This is a genomic window from Nocardiopsis sp. NPDC006938 (assembly GCF_042869555.1).
In the GTDB taxonomy this organism is placed as follows: domain Bacteria; phylum Actinomycetota; class Actinomycetes; order Streptosporangiales; family Streptosporangiaceae; genus Nocardiopsis.
Genome location: NZ_JBIAGA010000001.1, coordinates 462,766 through 484,222, shown reverse-complemented (window position 1 = coordinate 484,222; position 21,457 = coordinate 462,766). Strand labels below are relative to the sequence as shown.

At 72.6% G+C, this 21,457-nt stretch carries 16 protein-coding genes and 1 riboswitch; of the genes, 10 read left to right on the top strand and 6 right to left on the bottom strand.

The window, feature by feature from the left end; genetic code table 11:
* Positions 1-14 precede the first annotated feature (14 nt).
* Both ACFYL4_RS02130 and ACFYL4_RS02125 read left to right on the top strand, forming a co-directional pair.
* The gene (locus ACFYL4_RS02130; protein WP_387515739.1) at positions 15-1,745 is read left to right on the top strand and encodes a bifunctional 3'-5' exonuclease/DNA polymerase; all 1,731 of its coding nucleotides are present in this window, start codon (positions 15-17) and stop codon (positions 1,743-1,745) included.
* 194 nt (positions 1,746-1,939) lie between these two features.
* Positions 1,940-3,127, top strand: coding sequence for a C40 family peptidase (locus ACFYL4_RS02125; RefSeq protein WP_357758804.1), 1,188 nt, complete (start codon positions 1,940-1,942; stop codon positions 3,125-3,127).
* Between the two features lie 364 nt (positions 3,128-3,491).
* Here ACFYL4_RS02125 and ACFYL4_RS02120 read toward each other — a convergent pair whose 3' ends face one another.
* Together ACFYL4_RS02120 and ACFYL4_RS02115 are read right to left on the bottom strand one after the other, a co-directional pair.
* Entirely contained in the window at positions 3,492-5,300 is a 1,809-nt protein-coding gene (locus tag ACFYL4_RS02120; RefSeq protein ID WP_387515737.1) for a gamma-glutamyltransferase family protein, read from the bottom strand.
* 264 nt (positions 5,301-5,564) lie between these two features.
* Positions 5,565-6,998, bottom strand: coding sequence for a hypothetical protein (locus tag ACFYL4_RS02115; RefSeq protein WP_387515735.1), 1,434 nt, complete (start codon positions 6,996-6,998; stop codon positions 5,565-5,567).
* Positions 6,999-7,313: 315 nt separating this feature from the next.
* On the opposite strand from ACFYL4_RS02115, the gene ACFYL4_RS02110 reads away from it, so the two are divergent.
* The gene (locus tag ACFYL4_RS02110) at positions 7,314-8,294 is read left to right on the top strand and encodes a glycerophosphodiester phosphodiesterase (protein WP_387515733.1); all 981 of its coding nucleotides are present in this window, start codon (positions 7,314-7,316) and stop codon (positions 8,292-8,294) included.
* A 148-nt stretch (positions 8,295-8,442) separates the two neighbouring features.
* Positions 8,443-9,681 carry an alanine racemase gene (locus ACFYL4_RS02105; RefSeq protein WP_387515731.1) on the top strand — a complete coding sequence of 413 codons (1,239 nt, stop codon included), beginning with the start codon at positions 8,443-8,445 and terminating at the stop codon, positions 9,679-9,681.
* A 92-nt stretch (positions 9,682-9,773) separates the two neighbouring features.
* Here the strand turns inward: ACFYL4_RS02105 and ACFYL4_RS02100 are convergent, their stop codons facing one another.
* A complete protein-coding gene (locus ACFYL4_RS02100) occupies positions 9,774-11,411 on the bottom strand; it encodes a beta-N-acetylhexosaminidase (protein ID WP_387515729.1) in 1,638 nt (545 codons plus the stop codon).
* A gap of 438 nt (positions 11,412-11,849) precedes the next feature.
* On the opposite strand from ACFYL4_RS02100, the gene ACFYL4_RS02095 reads away from it, so the two are divergent.
* The 3 genes from ACFYL4_RS02095 (at position 11,850) to ACFYL4_RS02085 (ending at position 14,441) form a co-directional block, all read left to right on the top strand.
* Positions 11,850-12,743 carry a DMT family transporter gene (locus ACFYL4_RS02095; protein WP_387515727.1) on the top strand — a complete coding sequence of 298 codons (894 nt, stop codon included), beginning with the start codon at positions 11,850-11,852 and terminating at the stop codon, positions 12,741-12,743.
* Between the two features lie 16 nt (positions 12,744-12,759).
* A complete protein-coding gene (locus ACFYL4_RS02090) occupies positions 12,760-13,989 on the top strand; it encodes a glycosyltransferase (RefSeq protein ID WP_387515725.1) in 1,230 nt (409 codons plus the stop codon).
* Positions 13,990-14,111: 122 nt separating this feature from the next.
* Complete coding sequence (locus ACFYL4_RS02085; protein WP_357758827.1) at positions 14,112-14,441, top strand: hypothetical protein; 330 nt, start codon at positions 14,112-14,114, stop codon at positions 14,439-14,441.
* A gap of 97 nt (positions 14,442-14,538) precedes the next feature.
* Here ACFYL4_RS02085 and ACFYL4_RS02080 read toward each other — a convergent pair whose 3' ends face one another.
* Positions 14,539-15,489, bottom strand: a complete 951-nt coding sequence (locus ACFYL4_RS02080) for a LysR family transcriptional regulator (RefSeq protein ID WP_357758829.1) — start codon at positions 15,487-15,489, stop codon at positions 14,539-14,541.
* A 147-nt stretch (positions 15,490-15,636) separates the two neighbouring features.
* Here ACFYL4_RS02080 and ACFYL4_RS02075 point away from each other — a divergent pair, with 147 nt between their 5' ends.
* Positions 15,637-16,962 (top strand): pyridoxal phosphate-dependent aminotransferase, encoded by a 1,326-nt coding sequence (locus tag ACFYL4_RS02075; protein ID WP_387515722.1) that lies wholly within the window; start codon positions 15,637-15,639, stop codon positions 16,960-16,962.
* A gap of 148 nt (positions 16,963-17,110) precedes the next feature.
* On the opposite strand, the gene ACFYL4_RS02070 is transcribed toward ACFYL4_RS02075, so the two are convergent.
* The gene (locus tag ACFYL4_RS02070; protein WP_387515720.1) at positions 17,111-18,295 is read right to left on the bottom strand and encodes a glycosyltransferase family 4 protein; all 1,185 of its coding nucleotides are present in this window, start codon (positions 18,293-18,295) and stop codon (positions 17,111-17,113) included.
* Between the two features lie 225 nt (positions 18,296-18,520).
* On the opposite strand from ACFYL4_RS02070, the gene ACFYL4_RS02065 reads away from it, so the two are divergent.
* Positions 18,521-18,790 (top strand): DUF6457 domain-containing protein, encoded by a 270-nt coding sequence (locus ACFYL4_RS02065; RefSeq protein ID WP_357758836.1) that lies wholly within the window; start codon positions 18,521-18,523, stop codon positions 18,788-18,790.
* Positions 18,791-19,011: 221 nt separating this feature from the next.
* Positions 19,012-20,457, top strand: a complete 1,446-nt coding sequence (locus tag ACFYL4_RS02060) for an alanine/glycine:cation symporter family protein (protein ID WP_387515717.1) — start codon at positions 19,012-19,014, stop codon at positions 20,455-20,457.
* An 86-nt stretch (positions 20,458-20,543) separates the two neighbouring features.
* Here the strand turns inward: ACFYL4_RS02060 and thiD are convergent, their stop codons facing one another.
* The gene (thiD, locus tag ACFYL4_RS02055) at positions 20,544-21,347 is read right to left on the bottom strand and encodes a bifunctional hydroxymethylpyrimidine kinase/phosphomethylpyrimidine kinase (RefSeq protein ID WP_387515715.1); all 804 of its coding nucleotides are present in this window, start codon (positions 21,345-21,347) and stop codon (positions 20,544-20,546) included.
* Positions 21,336-21,435, bottom strand: a riboswitch (TPP riboswitch). (Overlaps the previous gene by 12 nt.)
* Between the last annotated feature and the right edge of the window lie 22 nt (positions 21,436-21,457).

The following is a 21,457-nucleotide window of genomic DNA, read 5'->3' as shown; positions in this document are numbered from 1 at the left end:
AGGACACTGGGGTCATGCGGATCGCGGTGGTCGCCGACGGCGACGGCGGGGGGTGGCTGCGGGAGCTCGGTGAGGGCGCCGGGCCGGTTCGGCCGCGCCGGGTGGACGACCTCGCCGCCGCCGTGCGCGAGATCGAGCGGGCCGGGCCCGTCACGGCCGTGTCGGACCCGGCCCCGGACCAGCGGGAGAGCTCCTCCGCGCCCGTCCGCTGGGTCTGGGCCGACACCTGCGACGTCTACCCCGACCTGGTCCGGGCCGGGGTGCGGGTGGCTCGGTGCCACGACGTCGCCCTGACCGAGGCCCTGCTGCTCGGGTACGCGGCCCGGCACTCCGAACCCCGCTCCCTGGGCGCGGCCTGGGCCCGCCTGCGCGACCTGCCGGTTCCCGACGACCCGGTGCGGCCGCTGGGCGAGGGCACGGCCGCCCAGCCCGCGCTGTTCGAGGCCGACCGTTCCACCCTGCCTCCCGGGACCGACCGGCTCGCCGCCCTGGTGGAGGTCCACGACGACCAGCGGCGGCGGGTCGCCGCGCTTCCCGAGCCCGGGCGCATGGCGCTGCTCGCGGCGGTGGAGTCGGCGGGCGCCCTGGCCGCGGTCGAGATGGGTCACGACGGCCTGCCCTGGCGACCGGACGTCCACGACCGCGTCCTCACCGAGATCCTCGGTCCCCGCCCCCGACCCGGAGAGCGGCCGACGGTCCTGGCCGACCTGGTCACCCGGATCGGCGAGGTGGTCGGGCACGACGTCAACCCGGACTCACCGGCCCAGGTGCTGCGGGCGATGGCGTGGGTGGGCCACCCGGTCGCCTCCACCCGCTCCTGGGTCCTGGAGGGGGTGGACCACCCCCTCGTACCGCTGCTGCTGCGGTACAAGGAGCTGGCCCGCCTGTACTCCGCCAACGGATGGTCGTGGTTGGAGACGTGGGTGCGCGAGCTGCCCGGTGCGGACCCCGGCGGCCCGCGCCTGGGCCGTTTCCACCCGGACTACGTGGTGGGAGGGGTGGTGTCGGGGCGGTGGGCCACACGGGGCGGCGGCGCCCTCCAGATCCCCAGGTCGGTGCGCCGGGCCGTGCGGGCCGACCCGGGATGGGTTCTGGTGCGCGCCGACGCCGGTCAGCTCGAACCCCGTGTGCTCGCCGCCGTCTCGGGGGACAACGCCCTGGCGTCCGCGGCGGCCGAGGAGGACCTGTACGCCCGGCTGGCCGTGCACGTGGGCGACGACCGCGAACGCGCGAAGATCGGCCTGCTCGCCGCCATGTACGGACAGACCTCCGGAGACGCCGCGCCGCTGCTGGCCACCCTGCGCCGCCTCTACCCCCGAGCCCTGGAGTACGTGGACGCGGCCGCCCGCACCGGTGAGGGCGGCGGCATCGTCCGCTCGTGGCTGGGCCGTACCTCGCCAGCACCGCACGACTGGTCGGCCACCGTCGCGGCCGCGGACGGCGACCGAAGACGTCGCGCTCACGGACGGTTCACCCGCAACTTCGCGGTGCAGGCCACCGCCGCCGAGTGGGCGCTGGTCCTGCTGGCCGCGCTTCGCCAGGAACTCCCGCCGCTCCCCGAGGGCGGAGGTATCGTCTTCTTCGTCCACGACGAGGTGGTGGCGCACGTCCCGCGGGAGCTTGCCGAGGAGACGGTCCGCGCGATCGACCGCGCCGAGGTCCGGACCCGGGAGACCCTCTTCGGGGACACCCCGGTCCGCTTCCCCCTGTCCGTGTCGGTTACGGACTGTTATGCCGATAGGTGAGACGCGGCCGAAAGACGCGATTCCCTCAGTGAACGGACAAGCGGCTGATAGGTGGACGTCCGGTATCGGACGGCGTGGGCGTCTTGCCAACACGCTCGGGTACGCCCATTCTTGGACGCGGACCCTGTCTTCGAGGCCGTGCGCCGCAGCGACTCCCCCGCCTGCCGCGGCCTCAGAAAGGATGATGGAACCCCGTGCGGAACCGTCTCAGAACATGTGCGGGAACCACGGCCGCCTTCGCGGTCGCCTTCACGGCCTTCGGGGCCAACCCCGCGATGGCCGAACCCGTCGCCGAGGACCGGCCGCCCCTCGCCGAGCAGGTCTCGCCCGAGACCGCGCCCCCCAGCGGCACCGTTCCCCGAGCACCCTCCCCTCCGACCGAAACCCCCGTCAGCCCCGACGTCGCCGACGTCGGTGAGCTCCAACGGGACACCTACGTCGCCCCCTTCCTCGAAGCGCGCTCCGTCGAGTACTTCGCCGTGGCCCCGGAACGGCTGCCCCGCGAGGTCGTCGACGCGGTCCGCGACATCGACGGTGTGGAGCACGTGCTCACCGTCGACGCGGCGCGCGTGGAGGTCGAGGGGCAGCCCACGGCCGTGCTCGGCGTCAACCCCTCCAGCTTCCGCAACCACGCCCCCCGGCCCTCCGCCGAGTCCGACGACGTCTGGCAGGGGGTGGCGGAAGGGCACGTGGCGCTCTCCAAGGACGCGGGCACCGAACGCGAACTGGAGGTGGGCGGCCGCATCACCCTCGCGGGCGGCAACGGCGAGATCCCCCGGGAGGTGTGGACCCACGCCACCTCGGGCATCGCCGGGATCGACGCGCTCGTCTCCCGCGAGGTCGCCCGGGACCTGGGCATGCCCGAGGGCAACGCCCTGGTCGTCTCCGCTCCCGACGCCGACCTGTGGGAGCTTCACGGGGAGCTGGAGGAGGCCCTCGGCGAGGACGCCTCCCTCCAGCTGGTCGCCGACGCGCCCGAACCCCGGGTCGACGGCGACGCGGTGCCCTCCTCGGTGATCGAACAGGTCATCGCCAACGCCGAGACGCAGTTGGGCGTGCCCTATGTCTGGGGCGGCACCACCCCCGACGTCGGCTTCGACTGCTCCGGCCTGCTCCAGTGGGCGTTCCGTGAGGCGGGGGTGTCCATCCCTCGCGTCACCCACGACCAGTGGAACGCGGGCGAACGCGTGGAGTGGGACGACCTCCAACGCGGCGACCTGCTGTTCTGGCGTTCGGACCCGACCGCGCCCGACTACATCTCGCACGTGGCGATGTACCTCGGCGACGGCACGATGCTGGAGGCCCCGCGCAGCGGACTCGACGTGCGGGTCACCCCCGTGCGGACCGCCAACTACGCGGGCGCGGTGCGCGTGAGCACCTGAGTCGCCCGGGACCGGAACCGGAAACGGGGAAGGGCCGTGGCGCCACCGGGGCGGTGGCACCACGGCCCTTCCTTCTCCATGTCCGAAAAACCGCCGGGAGGGGAAGGCAGGCCTCGGTCAGGAGGGGGGACAGGGCCGCCGCTGAGGGAGGGGGAGACAGCGGTGGTCGGCCCTTGGGGTGGTATGGAGTTGTGGCGGGAGCTCGCGGGCCAGCGGCCCGGCGCCCCGCCGCACAGGACTACATAAGCAGTGACCGACCGATTTGGCAAGAGGTCCGGTCAAGCCATGCAAGTACCCCCACCCCGCGACAAAGCCCCTCCTGTCCAGCGGAAGGGGGCTTCCGTGCGCTTTCGTCTGCCACCGGTCAGCGGCCTGCGGCGTACCCCTGGGCCCCCCGGGGGTCGGCGGCCGCGCGCAGCTCACCGCTCTCGGGGTCGCGGGCGACCGCAGCCAGCCGACCCAGGGACCACTCCGGGGCCACCTTCACCCGGTGCCCCCGCCCCCGCAGCTCCTCGACGACCTCCTCGCCCACGCCCGGCTCCACGACCAGGTCGCCGGGGACGGTCTCCCGGGGGTGGAAGGAGCTGGGGAAGGCGTTGGTGTGGAACATCGGGGTGTCCAGGGCCCTCTGGAGGTCGTCCACCCCGTTGAGGACCCGCACCAGAGCCGTGGTGGTCCACTGGTCCTGCTGGTCGCCGCCGGGGGTGCCGATGGCCAGGACCGCCTCGCCGTCCTCGCGGGTGACCAGGGTGGGGGAGAGGGTGGTGCGGGGGCGGCGACCCGGGGAGAGCGCGTTGGGCGAGGCGGGGTCGAGCCAGAACATCTGCGCCCGGGTGCCCAGGGGGAACCCGAGCTCCGGGATGAGCGGCGAACTACTGAACCAGCCCCCGCTGGGGGTCGCGGAGACCATGTTGCCGCGTGCGTCCACCACATCCACGTGGCAGGTGTCACCGCGCAGGTCGGCGGGGGTCCGGCCGGAGGCGTCGCGGACGGTGGGCTCACCGGTGGTGCGGTCGCCCGGGGTCGCTCCGGGCAGGTACACGGGCGCCTCGAAGGGGACGCGGCCGCCCGGGGCGCCCGGGAAGGGCTCCAGGCAGGCCCGACCGCCGTCGATCCCCCGCACCCGCTCGGCCGCGTAGTCGGCGGACAGCAGCTCCTTGAGGGGGACCTCGGTGAAGTCCGGGTCGCCGTACCAGCCCTCGCGGTCGGCGAAGGCGAGCTTGGCGATCTCGGTGCTCCAGTGCACGAAGTCCGCGCTCACGCCCGCGCGCGCGTCGGCGCCGACCCCGACCGCCTCCGCCATGCGCAGTTGCTGGAGCATCACCGGCCCCTGGCCCCAGGGGCCGGTCTTGTGCACGGTGTGCGACCCGTAGGAGACACTGACGGTGTCCTCGTAGGAGGCGCTCCAGTCGGCCATGTCCTGCGCGGTCAGCAGGGCCTGTTCGGGTTCGCCGCGACCGTTGGCGACCGGACCGGCGAGGAAGGCGCCGACCGCCTCGGCGACGAAACCCTGGGACCAGCTGCGGCGGGCCGCCTCGATCTGGGCCTCCCGGTCGACGCCCGCGGCCTCGGCCTCGGCGACCACACGCCGGTAGGTGGCGGCCAGCGCCGGGTTGCGCAGACGGGTCCCGGCGGCGGGAGCGGAGCCGTGCGGCAGGTAGACCCGCGCCGAGCCCGCCCAGTGTCGGGAGAACACCGGGGTGAGGGTCTCCAGGGCGGCGGAGATCCGCTCCAGCACCGGGTAGCCGCGTTCGGCCAGGCCGATGGCGTGGTCGAGGACCTCCCGGACCGACATCGTGCCGTGGTCGAGCAGGAGCCGCATCCACGCGTCGAAGGCGCCGGGGACGGTGGCGGCCAGGACACCGCTGCCGGGGACGCGGTCCAGCCCCCGCTCCTCGAAGGCCCCGACGGTGGCGGCGGCCGGGGACACTCCCTGCCCGCACAGCACGCGCGGTGAGCCGCCCGCGGCCTGGAACACGACCGGCACCTCACCGCCGGGTCCGTTCAGGTGGGGTTCGACGACCTGGAGGGTGAAGCCCGCCGCGACGGCCGCGTCGAAGGCGTTGCCCCCGCGTTCGAGGACCGACATGCCGGTGGCGCTGGCCAGCCAGTGGGTGGAGGCGACCATGCCGAAGTCGCCTCGGAGCTGGGGTCGGGTGGTGAATCCGGACATGGGCTGTCCTCCTGCGGACGGGGGAGGGCGGGGTCGCCGCCGGTCTGGGGGCGTCGACCGGTGCTCGGTGGGAACCGGCCGGACGAGGGCGACGGTATCGCATGGGGTGGCCCGGATGTCGGGTGATCGGGTGGTTCGGGACCTTGGTCGCCGTTCGCGGCGGCGCCGGTGTGGCGTACCCCGGGCCGGGCATGACCGAAGCCCGGCCGCGGCTCCCTGGGAGTCACGACCGGGCTTCGGTCAACGCGGTTCGACGGGTGTGGTTCAGGGGTTCTCCACCGGGATGGACCACGGCAGGGAGTCCCACAGATCGGCCCATTCGTCCGCGCCCACCGGCTCCGTCACCGAACCGGCCCCGGCGGCCCCGCCGCTCGCCTTGCTGACCTCGTCCATCGAGTTGGCCATGCTCTCGTTGGCCTCCTGGACGAGCTCGCCGATGATGCCGGAGACCTCGGCCAGGGCGTCCTCCACCTCGGCGCGCTCCAGGCCGAGCTGACGCGCGCAGTCGTTGGTGGCGTTCACCTTGGCGCTCTCGTCACCGTAGTACCAGACCGTGGCCAGCAGGCGGTCGCGCTCGGCGTCGCCGAGGTCGGTCGTGGCCAGGGCGCGCTCCACGAAGGCGCCGCTGGTGCTGGTCATCTGCGTGGTGTCGAGCTCGGACGAGCCGGACCCGAAGTCCACGAAGTGCTCGGTGAGGCAGGTCTTGACCTCACGGGAGGAGACGTTCGCGGCGGGTTCGGTCTGCTCGGCCGCCTCTTCCTCGACGACCTCCTCGACGGGGGTGATCTCGCCGACCTCGGCCCCGTCGACCACCTCCTCGTCGACCGGTGCCTCCTCGACCGGTGCCTCCTCGGCGGGAGCCTCGGCGTCCGGGGCCTCCTCGGCGGGAGCTTCCTCGACCGGGGCCTCCTCGACCGGAGCCTCTTCCACCGGGGCTTCCTCGACCGGGGCCGCTGCGTCCGGGGCCTCCTCGGCGGGAGCTTCCTCGGTCGGCGCTTCCTCCGCCGGGGCCTCTGCGTCCGGGGCCTCCTCGGCGGGAGCCTCCTCCACGGGGGCTTCCTCGACCGGGGCCGCTGCCTCCTCCGCGGCCTCCTCGGAGGTGACCGCGCTGGCGTCCTCGGTCACCGGCTCCCCGTCCTCCGCCGAGGCGTCCTCCTCGGTGACGGACTCGGCCAGCTTCACGAGGTCGGCGCCGTCCCAGCGGTCCGGCTGGAGGTGGGTCGCGATCGCCACGCCCGGACGCTCCACCCAGAACAGGTCCCCCGTCTCCTCGGAGAGGTAGGCGCCGTGCTCGAAGGCCTCGTTGGGCTCCACCTCCTCCAGGGAGCTCTCCGAGAGGTGGCTGTAACGGCTCTCACGCACGTCGTCCAGGTCCTGGAGACGCTCCGAACGCAGTACGGCGACCCGGCCGTACAGCTGGTCGGGGCCCTGCACCCACGACAGCTGGGACTGGCTGTTACCCCTGCGGTCGGTCGTGGAGGTGGCGTTGATGCCGTACCGCTCCAGACCGGCGGGCAGGTAGGTGATCTCGAACCCGTCGACGCTGTAGGTGGACACCCCCTGCCGTACCACGGGCCAGCTGAGCGCCTTCGTGTCCCGGTCGTCCGCCGTGGCCGGTCCCGCGAGGCAGACGAGCCCCGTCGTGGAGATCGCGGCGGCGCCGAAGAGCGCGACCCACCTCGTGTGGTGCTTGCGCATGAGAGTTCCTTCCCATCGACTACTAGTCGTGATGTTTTCAGGACTCTGGGTGATTATCGAGGGGGCGTGCCGTCAAAAATCAGACATGAAGCGATCAATTGCCTACATAGGGTGAGATGTTTCGCCGGGTATCCCTTGTTGCCCAAGGGACGCGCTCGCACCAGAAGATGGGCGCCGCATCACCGGATGCTCCGCGCGTGGTCACCGTCCGGTCACCATGCGCACTCACCCTGAGGTGGCAGTCGGCCAGTCCACGCGTACTTGGGAGGCCCGGTGCACCAGCGCATCGGATTCGTAGTCGGAGCCGTATCACTCATGTTGGCCATGGGATCGAGCCCGGGGCTCGCCGTCCCGAACCCCGCGACCGAGAACGCCCAGGCGGTCGCGGCCGCAGGGGCCGCGACCGCGCAGCGGGTCGGACCCGGTGCCGGATTCCGTCCGCCCCAGCAGCCGTCACCGACCCGCCCGCTGATCGCGGTCGCCCACCGGGGGGCCTCCGGCCACGCGCCCGAGAACACCCTGGCGGCCATCGACGAGGCCCACCGGCTGGGCGCGGAGGCCGTCGAGGTGGACGTCCAGCTCACCTCCGACGACCGGCTCGTCCTCATGCACGACACCACGCTCGGCCGCACCACCGACGTCGCCGAGGTCTTCCCCGGCCGCGCGCCCTACGACGTCGGGGACTTCACGCTGGCGGAGATCCGGCGCCTGGACGCGGGGTCGTCCTTCGACGCCGCGTTCGCGGGAGAGCGGGTACCGCTCCTCGGGGAGGCGCTGGACCGTCTGGAGGCGCACGGCATGAACCTGCTCCTGGAGGTCAAGGAGCCCGCCCTGTACCCGGGCATCGAGAACCAGATCGCCGAAGAACTCGCGAGGAACCCGCACTGGCTGGTGCCCAACGCGCCCGACCAGCCGCACCGGATCGTCGTGCAGAGCTTCGACTGGGAGTCCACCGAGCGTTCCAAGGACCTGCTGCCGACGCTCCCGCACGCACTGCTCGGCCGGGTGCCGGAGGAGCGGATCGGCGAGTTCGACTGGGCGCACATGATCAACCCGAACCACACCACCATCGACGCCGACTACGTCGGTCGCGTGCACGACGCGGGGTTGGAGATCATGCCCTACACGATCAACGACCCCGCGGACATGGGGCGGGTCCTGGACATGGGCGTGGACGGTTTCATCACGGACTTCCCGGACCGAGGACAGCGGGCCATCGCGGAGTACCTCGAAGCGAACCCGGGCGTGACCAGGGGGTACGCCGACGAACGCGTCATGGCCCCGGCCCCCGGCTAGCCGGTGCGCCCGCGGGGACCGTCCGGAGCGCCGGGCGGTCCCCGCGCCGTCTCCGGGGCCCTGGACCCGGCGCCGGGGAGGGGTGTCATCCGGTGCCCGTGGTGGGAGGATCGGTCGCGTACCCACACGATCCGGCAGCGGAGGCCATGTGAGCGACCGGCTGAGCGTCCCCCAGGAACACGTCGACTGGCGCACCAAGGGCCTGTGGTGGCCGGGCGAACCCGTCACCCTGGCCGAGTTCGCCGCACGTGGCGACCACCTGTTCGACGGCCCGTTCACCTGGCCGCTCATGGTGCTCGGCGCCTCCGCCCTGGACCGCAACATCGCCGCCCTGTCCGAGTTCACGCGCGGTCACGGGCTGCTGTTCGCTCCCCACGGCAAGACGGCGATGTCCCCCGTGCTCACCCAGCGCCAACTCGACGCGGGGGCCTGGGGCATCACCGCCGCCACCGGCAACCAGGTCCTCGACTTCCGCCGCTTCGGGGTGGACCGGGTCCTGCTGGCCAACGAACTCCTGGACCCCAAGGTGCTGCGCTGGGCGGCGGCCGAGCAGGACGCCGACCCCGACTTCGTGTTCCTGTTCTACGTGGACTCCCCCGAGGGCGTCGCCCTGGCCTCCCAGGCGGTGGCCCGCGACGGGGGACGTCCCCTGAGGGTCCTGGTCGAGCGCGGTGTCCCGGGCGGCCGTACCGGGTGCCGTACGAGGGAGGCGGTGCTCGGCGTGGCCCGCGAGGTCGTGCGGGCCCCCGGCCTGGAACTGGCCGGGGTGGCCGGTTACGAAGGGCCGCTCCGTGACGCGGCGGGGGTCCGGGGCTTCGTGCGGGACCTCCTCGGTGACGCGGCCGCGCTGGCCGACGCGCACGGGCTGGAGCGACCGGTGCTGTCGGTGGGTGGTAGCGCGTGGTTCGACGTCGTCGCGGAGGAGGTCGGCGGCCGGGCCGACGTCACGCCGATCCTGCGCAGCGGGGCCTACGTCGCCCACGACGACGGCCTGTACCGGCGGACCACGCCCTACAACCGGCTGCCCGAGGGCGGCGACGCGCTGTCCGGGGCGCTCGAACTGTGGGCGCAGGTCACCTCCACCCCGGAACCGGGCCGGGCGATCGCCGGGATGGGCCGCCGTGAGGCCAACTCCGACCAGGGTTTCCCGGTGGCGCGCGTCCTGCGCCGGAGCGACGGTGGCCTGGTCCGGGCCGAGGGGGTCGCGGTCACGGACCTCAACGACCACCACGCCTACCTGGACGTGCCCGAGGAGCTCGGGGTGCGCCCGGGTGACCTGGTCTCCTTCGGGATCTCGCACCCGTGCACGGCCTTCGACCGCTGGAGGGTCATCCCGGTCGTCGACGACGGGTACCGCGTGGTCGACGCGATCGCCACCTACTTCTGACCCGTGCCCTGGTGTGCCCCCGCCTCACGGAGGCGGGGGCACGGTGCGCGGGCTGTCGCGGCCGACTCTCCGAGCCGGCCGCGACGTCGGGGCTACACCCCGGTGTGTCCCTGCTCCGGGGCCTCCTGACCGGGCTGGTAGCCCCAGCCGTAGACCCCCGGGCGGGTCTGCCAGGGGTGCGGGCCGTCGAGCGGCCGGTACTCCACGCCCGCCGCGTCGAGCCTGGTCAGATGGTGGCGCAGCCGCGGCTCGAACTCGGCGAAGTCACGCTCGCCCTCGGTCCAGACCTTCTCCGCGAACGCGGTCAGGCGCGGGAAGACCATGTAGTCGAGGCGGCGCGCGTTGTCGATGTGCTCGCTCCACAGGTTGACCTGGCCGCCGAGGACGTGCCGGGCCTCGTCCTCGGTGAGGTCGGCGGGGACCGGGTCGCCCGCGTACACGTCCTCCAGCCGCAGCAGCGTGCCGACGGGGACGGGCTCGTCGGGCCGCTCGGACTGCTTGTAGTCCAGGTAGGAGGTGGCGGTGGGGGCCATGATCACGTCGTGGCCCGCACGGGCGGCCGCGATCCCGCCCTGCTCGCCGCGCCACGACATCACCGTCGCGCCGGGGGCCAGACCCCCCTCCAGGATCTCGTCCCAACCGAGCAGGCGGCGGCCGCGCAGGGTCAGGTGGTCGTCGAGCTGACGGATGAACCAGCTCTGGAGCTCGTCCTCGTCGGCGAGCCCCTCGTCCTTGATCCGCTTCTGTGCCGACGCGCTGTTCTTCCACTGCGTCTTGGGAACCTCGTCCCCGCCCACATGGACGTAGGTGCTGGGGAACAGTTCGATGAGCTCGTCGAAGACGTTCTTGTAGAACTCCAGGACGTTGTCGGTGACCGCGAGGATCTCCTCGAAGATCCCCCACTGGGTGCCCACGGGGATCTCGCCGACCTCGCCGAGTTCGGGGTAGGCGTGGATGGCGGCCTGCGAGTGGCCGGGCACGTCGATCTCCGGGACCACGGCCACGTGCCGGGCGTCCGCGTAGGCGACGATCTCGCGGATGTCGTCCTGGGTGAGGAACCCGCCGTGCGGACGGTTGTCGAACGTCGCGGGCTTGGTGGCGCCCAGCTGGCTCTCGGTGCGCCAAGAGGCGGCCTCGGTCAGCTTCGGGTAGCGGCGGATCTCGATCCGCCAGCCCTGGTCGTCGGTCAGGTGCAGGTGCAGCACATTGAGCTTGTGCATGGCCAGCAGGTCGACGAAGCGCAGGATCTCGCGCTTGGGCTGGAAGTGGCGGGCGATGTCGAGCATCGCGCCCCGCCACTGGAAGCGCGGGGCGTCGGTGACGCTGACGGCGGGCAGGCGCCATTCGGCGCCGCCCAGGGGGGTGGTGCGGTACGCGTCGGCGGGCAGCAGCTGACGCAGGGTCTGCGCCCCGTAGAAGACCCCGGCGGGCTCGTTGCCCACCACGATCGCTCCCTCGGCGTCGATGATCAGGCGGTAGCCCTCGCGCCCGAGCCCCGCGCCGGGGTCGACGCTGAGCCGGATCTGGGCGCCCTCCTCGTCGCCGGTGGCCAGGGGGAGGCCGGTGGCGGCGCCCAGCTCGCGCTGGAGCCAGGCGAGCGTTCCCTGGGCCTCCTGGTCGGCGGAGATCCGGGTGGCGGCGGTCAGGACGAGTCCGCCGGAGCCGTCGGTGGTCAGCTCCCGGGGCCGGGGCAGCAGGGAGACGGGGTCGGGGTGGGGGTTCTCAGGCACGGGGTACTGCTCCTGTCCGGTCTAGACCAATACCCGGACATAGTGTCACGTCCTGCTGTGCGGGCACAGGGCTGACCGGCAATCGGTCCAGGTGGGTTCCGCTATTCAGGTCCACCCAATACCCACTCTTGACCGGCGGGGACTCTTAGCCGCGTGGCTTTTGCGGGAGACGTAGGGAAGGAGGAGCGCCTTCGCTCGGTGCCGAAACCGTCAGCGGGGCCGGAAGTCCCGGGGCGGGTGCGTGCCCGTCCTCCGGGGTGGGGACGACACTACGACGAAGACGGGGGGTGGCGTTATCGCCGGAGCGTGCCGTCACTCCGTACTGTTTGGCCCGTACCCGGATTCCGGGCGGTCACGGGCGAGTACCGAGGGACGGGGAGATGCGGTGATGCGCGGAGCACCGGAGACGGCGCCGGCCTGGACGGGGTGGCGCGCCTGATGCCCCTGCACGTACTCATGGCCGTGGCGGGAGCCTTCTCCCTGGCGCTCGGCTCGGCCCTGCAGGAACGCGACGCCGTCCGGGCCCCCGGACAGAAGGTGGCCCGCGCGGGCTTCCTCCTGCACCTGCTGCGCCAGCCCCGCTGGCTCCTCGGCACCGGAGCGGCGGTCGTGGGCGCCTCCCTCCACCTGCTCGCCCTCAGCGGGGCGCCGCTCACCATCATCCAGCCGATCGGCGTCACCGGTCTGCTGTTCGCGATCGTGCTGTCGGCCGTGTTCAACCGGCAGCGGGTCCGCGTCTCGCAGATCCTGGCCGGGATCGCGGTGATGGTCGGTCTGGTCGGCCTCCTGACGACCTTCCCCCACAGCTCCCATCCGCCGGTCATGTCGACCCAGACCGCCCTGTGGCTGTCCGGCGGCATGATCGCCGCCGGGGGGGTCGTGTACGTCACGGCGCACTGGCTGCCCAGCGGCGTGCGCGCCCTGCTCCTCGCGACGGCGGGCGGCGCGGCCCTCGGCACCACCTCGGGCCTGGCGCGGGTGATCACCTCAGGGGCGGTGGGGGACCCGCTCAAGCTCTTCAGCTGGCTGACGGTCATGGCCGCGGTCACCGCCGTCTTCGGCGCCCTCCTGCTCCAGAACGCCTACCGGACCGGTCACTTCGCCGCGGCCTACGCCACGCTCCTGATCGCCGACCCGGTGGTCGGCGTCGGCATCGGCGCGCTCCTGCTCGGCGAGGGGGTCCCGAACACCCCGCTCGAACAGGTCGGCGCGGTGCTGTTCGCCCTCCTCGCCTTCGCGGGGACGGTCACGCTGGCTAGGTCCCGGCACCGCAACCCGGAGGCGGACGACGACACCGGTTCCGCCGCCGCCCCCAGTAGCCGCACTCGTTGAAACAGGGAGTTCCCAGATGGCACAGCCGAACCGTCCACTGCGCGTCCTGATCGCCTCGGACACCTACCCCCCCGACGTCAACGGCGCGGGCTACTTCACCCACCGTCTGGCGGAGGGGCTGGCCGCCCGGGGGCACCGGGTGCACGTGGTGTGCCCCTCCGAGCGTGGCGAACCCCGGGTGGCGGTCAACGGGAGCGTCACCGAGCACCGTCTGCGCTCGGCTCCGATCCCCTTCCAACCCTCCATGCGCGCGGCGGTACCGCTGGGCATGGGCGGACACATCGCCCGGGTCCTGTGGCGGCTGGACCCCGACGTCGTCCACGTGCAGAGCCACTTCACCCTCAGCCGTTCGACCCTGCGCCGGGCCCGGGCCGCGGCGGTCCCGGTCGTCCTCACCAACCACTTCATGCCGGACAACCTCTACGCGCACGCCCGCGTGCCGCGTTCGATGCAGCGGGCGGCGGGCTCGCTGGCCTGGCGTGACATGGTCCGGGTGGCGGCGGAGGCCGATCACGTGACCACCCCGACCCCGCGCGCGGCCGAACTCCTGCGGGACCGGGGGTTCGCCCGTGACATCGAGGCGATCTCCTGCGGGATCGACCTCGACCGGTTCCAGCCCCGGGCCGGAGACCGTGCGGGGGCCAGGGCCAGGTTCGGCCTGCCGGACCGGGAGACCGTGGTGTTCGTGGGGCGGCTGGACGAGGAGAAGCGGCTCGACGACACGATCCGCGCTCTGGCGCTGACGGTGCCCGAGCGCGACGCTCAGCTGGTGCTGGCCGGAACCGGGCAGCGCGAGACCGAGCTGCGCGCGCTCGCCGCCGCCCTGGGTGTGGCCGACCGCGTGTACTTCCTGGGCTTCGTGCCGGACGAGGAGCTGCCGCTCGTGTACGCGGCGGCGGACGTGTTCGCCATCGCGAGCGTGGCCGAGCTCCAGAGCATCGCCACCCTGGAGGCGATGTCCACGGGTCTGCCCGTGGTGGCGGCCGACGCGATGGCCCTGCCGCACCTGGTGGAGGAGGGACGGAACGGGTTCCTGTTCCCGCCGGGTGACCACCTGCTCCTGGCCGACCGGCTGCTGACGGTGCTCGGCTCGGAGCGTCGGCGCGAGGAGCTGGGGCGGGCCAGCCGGGAGATCGCCCGGGAGCACGACCACCACCGGTCGTTGGAGCGGTTCGAGGCGGTCTACACACGGCTCCAGGGCGGGGGTTCGGGCCGTCTGGAGGCGGAGCGGGCCATGGTGGCCTAGGTGTACTGACCATGGAGGGCGCGTGTCCAGGTGTGCCCGTGAAAAAAGTCCGCTTTGGGTACTTTCTGTATTCTTTGCGTAGCGAACGGTGATCTTGAACCACTTCGGGAAAGACCACAACTGTGTGGTTCGAAGGCATCAGCGGACAGGCCGGCGTCGGCCGGATCGCCCGGAGCGGAAACGCCACCGAGGGCCTCGCGGATCGGCTGGTCAGTGCCGAACGCGAGGCGGGTTTCCACGAGCGCGACATGTCGTCGTTCGAGCGAGAGCGCATCGACCTGGAGCACCGGGTGAACCGGATGGAAGCCGAGCTGGAGTCCCTGCGCAAGAGAAGACTGGAAGCCTACGCGCGCTGGTGGAACGCCCGCGACGACCGCGACCGAGCTCGCCACGTCTGTCGCAAGCTCCGCCGCAGGATCGACAAGGCGCGCCGACGGAGCGACGACCCGTGACCGGAGACCGACCAGCCCGCCGGACACGAACCAGAGAACATCGAACACGGCCCGACCCCGGCTGAGGGGCGGGCCGTGTGCTCGTTCCCGTCTCCGCTCACCCGGCCCCGGGCTCCGGAGGGGAGTCCAGTCGGAGTTCCCGCTCCACGCTGCGGGCGGCGTCCCGTAGTGCCGACAGGGTCACCTGCACGGCCGGTCGCCGCAGCGAGGCGGGACGCAGGACCGCGTACACGTGCCGCTCGGGCGGGGAGGGGAACCTCCGGTACACGAGCCCCGCCGGAGCGCCCACCATGGCCAGCGCGGGCACCGCCGCGATCCCGATGCCCCGCGACACCAGGCTGAGGATCGTGCCCAGCCCCTCGAACTCCCACGCGGCCGCCGGCAATCCGCCCACCTCGGCGAACAGCCTCTCCGTGCCGTACCGGGACCGCTCACCCTCCGGCGCCACGATCCACGACTCACCCAGCATCCGCTCCAGCACCAGCGGGACCCCGGGGTCGGCCAGCCGGTGCTCCTCCGGTACCGCCAGCACCATCGGGTCGCGCAGCAGGTGGACGTGGCGCAGCCCGCTGTCCGGGCCACGCCCCGGGTGCTGTCCCGTCCAGTCGTCGACCAGGGCGATGTCCACCTCGCGGGAGCGCACCTTCTGGGTGCCGGTGGCCAGCAGGGTCTGGCGCAGCACCAGCTGCATCCCCTCGTAGGCGCGCAGCGGCGGGGCCAGCAGCGGGGCGAAGGCCACCGCCGCCGTGGGGAAGGCCGTGACCGTCACCACGCCCAGCGCGATGTTGGACTGCTCGGCCAGCACCGACTCGGCGGCCTCCACCAGGGCCAGGATCTCCTCGGCCTGGTTCACGAGCAGCTGCCCGGCGTCGGTGAGCTCGGCGCCGCGCGGAGAGCGGTCCAGGAGCGCGACCCCCGTCTCCCGTTCGAGCGTGGCGAGCTGTTGGGACACCGCCGAAGGCGTGTACCCGAGGGCGTGCGCGGTCGCGGCGATGGTCCCGCGCGTACTGAACTCCCGCAGGAGCTGGAGGCGTCGTAGGTCGAGCATAAGAACATCTTATGCTCAGCATCGAAAAGACTCGCTTGTGCTGATGGCGTGAAGTGGGCAGGCTGTGTGGTGAAAGGCCACCAGCCGGACCACGGTCCAGCTCAACCGGTGGTCAGCGCCTAACGACAAGCCGGAGATGAGTCATCCATGGCCGTCACTGTGTCCGCCACTCTCGCCGTGAACGAAGCCCTCAACGACAAGCGCCGCCAGGGGGTGCGCGTGCTTCCGCTCGGGTTCGGTGAGGCCGGTCTGCCGGTGCACCCGGTCATGCGCGACCAGCTCACGGCGGGCAACGCCGCCAACTCCTACGGGCCCGTCGCCGGATCGAGTGACCTGCGCGAGGCGGCCGCCGGGTACTGGGGCCGCCGGGGCCTGCCCACCGACCCCGACCTGGTGATCGCGGGCCCGGGCAGCAAGCCCCTGCTCTACAGCCTGCTCCTGGAGATCGGCGGGGACACCGCGATCGCCGCGCCCAGCTGGGTCAGCTACGCCGCGCAGAGCCGTCTCGTGGGCCAGCGCCCGGTCATGGTGCCGACCGCCACCGGCCAGGGCGGGGTACCCCAGCCGGACCTGCTGCACGCGGCGGTCACCGACGCCCGGGAGCAGGGGCGCACCGTCAACGCGGTGATCGTCACCGTCCCGGACAACCCGACCGGCACCGTCGCCGAGGCCGACACCGTCCGGCGCCTGGCCGAGGTCGCCCGCGAACTCGACCTGGTGATCATCTCCGACGAGATCTACCGCGACCTCGTCCACGTCGACGAGGGCGGCCGCGACCGGGCCGACGTCCACAGCCCCGCCGAGTACGCCCCCGAGCGCACGGTCATCTCCACCGGCCTCAGCAAGAACCTGGCCCTGGGCGGATGGCGCATCGGCGTCCTGCGCCTGCCCGACTCCGAGATCGGCCACCGTCTGCGCGGCGGCCTCCTCGGGGTGGCCAGCGAGATCTGGTCCAGCCCGGCCGCGCCGGTCCAGCAGGCGGCCGCGCACGCCTTCGCCGAACCCGCCGAGCTGCGCGACCACGTGGACCGCAGCCGCCGCCTGCACGGGATCGTCGCCCGCGCCGTCGCCGACGTCTTCTCCGGGGCCGGGGCGCTCGTGGCGCCCCCCACGGCCGCCTTCTACCTCTACCCGGACTTCGAACCCGTCCGGGAGCGGCTCTCGGCCCTGCACGGGGTGGACACCGGGCCGGAACTGACCGGGCTGCTCCTGGACCGCTTCGGGATGGGGGTGCTTCCGGCCGTCGAGTTCGGCGAGAGCCCCGCCGCGCTGCGGATGCGCGTGGCGACCAGCCTCCTCTACGGGGACACCGAGGACAAGCGGTACGCGGCGCTGTCCGCCGAGGACCCGCTGGCCCTTCCGTGGGTCAGGGGCCACCTGGACCGCCTCTCCGAGGTCCTCGGATCGCTCCTCGCGGAGTCGCCCAGCGCCGTGATCCCGGCGCCCCAGCCGGTCGCCCAGCCGGTCCACTGACCGCGCGACGGCACCCAGGTCGTGCCCGCCTCACTGTTACGGGGTGAGGCGGGCACCAAGGACGGGACCCTCCCTCTCTCTCCCAGGGAGGGCCCCGTCATGCTCGCCCCCGCCGCGGCCCCTCCTCCAACGGCGGCGCCCGGAGCGTTCACGCGCTCCGCGCCGCCACCCGGTCGCGGCGGGCGGCGAGTTCGCGACTGGGCGCGATCACCGCCCGGTAGTGCTCCACCAGTTCCTCGTTGACCGACCGCCACGTGCGGTGCTCCACCGAGGGGCGCGCCCCCGCGGCGAGTCGGTCCCGCACCCGCCGGTCGTGGACCAGGCGGCCCACCGCCACCCGCAGCTCACGGACCGAGTCCGCGCCGTACAGGAAGCCGTTGCGTCCGTCGGCCACCAGGTCCACGGGGCCGCCCGCGTCCGGGGCGACCACCGGAACGCCCGAGGCCAGCGCCTCCTGCACGCTCTGGCAGAAGGTCTCGTCGGCGCCCGTGTGCACGAACACGTCCAGCGACGCGTACAGCCTGGACAGGTCCCCGCCGGTGCGCTGCCCGGTGAGGACCGCGCCCGGCAGCAGCCGACGCAGGCGGGCCCGTTCCGGGCCGTCCCCGACCACCACCAGGCGCAGGCCCCGCAACCGGGCCAGGTGGGCGAGCAGGTGGACCCGCTTGTCCCGGGACAGGCGGCCCACGTACCCCACGATCGCCTCGCCGTTCGGAGCCAGCCTCCGGCGCAGCTCCTCGGAACGGTGGTCGGGCGAGAAGCGCTCGGCGTCCACACCCCGCCGCCACAGGCCGAGCCGGGGGAACGCCCGGCCGGAGAGCGTCTCCAGGGTGGCGGAGGAGGGGGCGAGCGTACGGTCCACCGCGGAGTGGAGGCGGTGCAGGTGCGCCCACAGCGCCTCGCCGCCGGGCAGACCGTAGCGGCCCGCGAAGCCGGGCAGGTCGGTCTGGAACGCGGCCACGGTCGGCAGCGCCCACCGACGGGCGACGTCCACCGCCGTCGCCCCGAAGAGCGCGGGGGAGGCCAGGTGGAGCACGTCGGGTGCGAACGCGCGGATCGCGGCGGTCATGGTCCGGCGGGCGGGCAGGCCCATGGAGAAGTCGCGGTACAGCGGCAGCGGCACGGCGGGCATCCGCACCACGGGGAAGCCCGCGTAGGAGGAGGGCCCCGGCCCGGGGGCCAGCACGAGCGCGCGGTGGCCCTCGGCGGCGAGGTGCTCGCTGACCCGGCACACGGAGTTGGTGACCCCGTTGACCTGGGGGAGGAAGGACTCGGTCACGATGGCCACGCGCAGGGGCGGCCGGTGGTCGGAGGGCGGGGGTGTGGGGGACATGCGGGGCTCCCAACGCCGAGGTGTCACGCCGAGTGGCGGCTGCCTCCGACGCTAGGGTCGGGGAGTGAACCCGGGTCGCCGGGCGGGAGAACCTCGCCCGAAGGCGCGCCCCGGGTTGGCCGATCAGGTGGTGACACCGTCCGGACGGTCGCCTGACCGCCGGATGACCCCGCCTCGGCCGTGATCGCCGAACGTGACCGACCGAACGCCCCAAGGAGCCGTGTGGTGACACTCGTGGAATGGTCCGAACTGGTCCGAGCGGAACTGGACCTGGACGAAACGGACCCTCTTCAGAAAGCCGACGTGGACCGCGTCCTGGACCTCGCGCGCGACGCCGCCCACTCGGTCGCCCGACCGGCGGCCCCGCTGACGACCTACCTGTTGGGAGTGGCCGTGGGCCGGGGGGCCGACCCGGAGGTCGCGGCGGCCGTGCTCAGCCGCCTCGCCCTGGCCCGGGCGGAGGAAGCGGGCGGGGCCGAGAGCGGAGAGGGGTAGCTCCCCCTGAGAGGACCGGGATCAGGACACGTGAAAAAGACGTGTTAGGTGGCCGTAATAAGCATTCTGACCTCGTGTGATGCGTTCGTTACGCGCCAGTGCCATTCTTTCCCGATACCGAACGGTACCCACCGTTTCCAACGTGTTTCCGTGGGTCCCGGTTCCCCTTCACACCACAGTCTTCCCCTACCCCACGTAATCACCGAAAGAGAGGTCCCCCCGTGGACCACCTCCTCGAAATGGCCGAAGTCCTGCGGGACGTCATCTGGGGCCCGTACGTCCTCATCCCGCTGCTGCTCCTGACCGGTGTCTTCCTGACGATCCGGTTGAACCTGCTCCAGTTCACGAAGCTCGGCCACGCGCTCTGGCTCGCCTTCGTCCGGCGCAAGGAGGACCACCACCAGGCCGAGGGCGACATCTCTCACTACCAGGCGCTCAGCACGGCCCTGGCCGCCACCGTCGGCGTCGGCAACATCGCCGGTGTCGGCCTGGCCATCGGGATCGGCGGGCCCGGCGCGCTGTTCTGGATGTGGCTCACGGGCCTCGCGGGCATGGCCACCAAGTACAGCGAAGCCCTTCTGGGCGTCAAGTACCGGGTCAAGGACGAGAAGGGCGAGCAGGCCGGCGGCCCGATGTACTACCTCCGCAACGGGCTGCCCGGCCGGTTCGGGTACTTCCTCGGCGGCGCCTTCGCGATCTTCGGCGCCATCGCCGCGTTCGGCATCGGCAACGGCACCCAGGCCGAGGCCGTGTCCAGCTCCCTCAACAACGTGACCGGCGTCGACCAGCGGATCATCGGCGTGGTCCTGATGGTGCTCGTCGCCATCGTCATCCTTGGCGGGATCAAGAGCATCGGCCGCTTCGCCTCCGCGATCGTGCCGTTCATGATCATCGGGTTCATCTTCATGAACCTGCTGGTGCTGATGATCAACTGGGAGCAGATCCTCCCCGCCTTCGTGCTCGTCTTCACCGACGCCTTCACCGGCACCTCGGCCGCCGGCGGATTCGCGGGCGCCGGCCTGATGCTGGTCATCCGCACGGGTGTGGCCCGGGGCATCTTCTCCAACGAGTCCGGCCTGGGCACGGGCGCCATCGCGGCGGCCTCCGCCAAGACCACGCAGCCGGTCCGCCAGGCCATGGTGTCGATGACGCAGACCTTCATCGACACCATCATCATGGTGACCCTGACCGCGCTGATGATCATCACCTCTGGCCTGTGGAACGCGAACGTGAGCGCCGGGTTCGACCCCGACGACAAGGGCGTGCTGCTCACCTCGGGTTCGATGGAGCAGGGCCTGTCCATGCTCAGCCCGGCCCTGGGCACCTTCGGCGTCGTCTTCATCGCCTGCGCCGTCGCGGTCTTCGCCTACACGACGATCCTGGGCTGGTCGTACTACGGCGAGCGCTGCATGGTCTACCTGGCCCAGGGCAGGCGCACCCTGGTCCTGCCGTACCGCCTGCTCTTCATCGCCGTCGTGTACGTCGGAGCGACGGCCAGCGTCGAGTCGGTCTGGCTCTTCAGCGACATCGCCAACGGGTTGATGGCGCTGCCCAACCTCGTGGGTCTGATCCTGTTGTCGCCGGTCGTGGTGGCGGAGACCCGCAAGTTCTTCGGCCACCCGCAGTGGCGCAACCCCGACGTGATCATGGACGACGTCAGCAAGTAGTCCGCGTGCGGCCCGGGACGGCGTCCCGGGGCCACGACGAGGGGGACCGGCCGCGACTGCCGGTCCCCCTTCGCGTTGCCGGGCGGCTACCACCAGGCGTGGAAGTGGTGCACCGGCCCCTGCCCGCCGCCCGCGTCGATCTCGTCGGCGCGGCGCAGGGCCTCGGTGAGGTAGGCCTTGGCGTCGGCCACGGCCGTCACCGCGTCCGGCCGCTGCGGCAGCAGGGCCGCGATCGACGAGGACAGGGTGCAGCCGGTGCCGTGGGTGTTGCGGGTGTCCACCCGCCCCGCACGGAACTCGACGGGCTCGCCGACCCCGTCGACCAGCAGGTCGACGCTCTCAGCGCCCGGCAGGTGCCCGCCCTTGAGCAGGACCCGGCGGGGGCCGAGCCCGAGCAGGCGCTCGGCCTGGTCGCGCATCTCCCCGAGGGTGGTGGCCTCGGCCTCGCCGAGCAGGTCGGCCGCCTCGGGGAGGTTGGGGGTGAGCAGGTCGGCGCGGGGCAACAGGACGCTCCGCAGCGCCTCGATGGCCGACCGTTCCAGGAGGCGGTCGCCGCTCTTGGCCACCATCACCGGGTCCACGACCACGTTCGGGAGCCGGTGGCGGTCCACGGCGGCCGCGACGGCCTCGGTGACCTCGGACGTGGACAGCATGCCCACCTTGACCGCGTGCACGGTCGCGTCGGTGAACAGGGTGTCCATCTGGTCGGTGACGAACGACGCGGGGACACCGTGCACTCCGGTGACCCCGCGTGTGGACTGGGCGGTCAACGCCGTCACCACGGTCATCCCGAAGACCCCGTGGGCGGAGAACGCCTTCAGGTCGGCCTGGACGCCCGCGCCTCCGCTGGGGTCGCTTCCGGCGATGGACACGACGTTGTACGCGCTCATTGGCGTTCCTTCGCTAGTACGAACTAGGGCAGGTTCGACGGGTGTGCTCTCAGCCGGAAGGACGCTTCCGGCACCCCGCGCCGCCGGGGCCTCGCGGCCCCGGCATCGGT

Bases quoted from the DNA above. Each gene is read 5' to 3' on its own strand.
- ACFYL4_RS02075 (WP_387515722.1), top strand. From the start codon at position 15,637: ATGGCCGTCACTGTGTCCGCCACTCTCGCCGTGAACGAAGCCCTCAAC.
- ACFYL4_RS02130 (WP_387515739.1), top strand. From the start codon at position 15: ATGCGGATCGCGGTGGTCGCCGACGGCGACGGCGGGGGGTGGCTGCGG.
- ACFYL4_RS02110 (WP_387515733.1), top strand. From the start codon at position 7,314: ATGTTGGCCATGGGATCGAGCCCGGGGCTCGCCGTCCCGAACCCCGCG.
- ACFYL4_RS02080 (WP_357758829.1), bottom strand. From the start codon at position 15,489: ATGCTCGACCTACGACGCCTCCAGCTCCTGCGGGAGTTCAGTACGCGC.
- ACFYL4_RS02115 (WP_387515735.1), bottom strand. From the start codon at position 6,998: ATGCGCAAGCACCACACGAGGTGGGTCGCGCTCTTCGGCGCCGCCGCG.
- ACFYL4_RS02090 (WP_387515725.1), top strand. From the start codon at position 12,760: ATGGCACAGCCGAACCGTCCACTGCGCGTCCTGATCGCCTCGGACACC.
- ACFYL4_RS02120 (WP_387515737.1), bottom strand. From the start codon at position 5,300: ATGTCCGGATTCACCACCCGACCCCAGCTCCGAGGCGACTTCGGCATG.
- ACFYL4_RS02095 (WP_387515727.1), top strand. From the start codon at position 11,850: ATGCCCCTGCACGTACTCATGGCCGTGGCGGGAGCCTTCTCCCTGGCG.
- thiD (WP_387515715.1), bottom strand. From the start codon at position 21,347: ATGAGCGCGTACAACGTCGTGTCCATCGCCGGAAGCGACCCCAGCGGA.
- ACFYL4_RS02070 (WP_387515720.1), bottom strand. From the start codon at position 18,295: ATGTCCCCCACACCCCCGCCCTCCGACCACCGGCCGCCCCTGCGCGTG.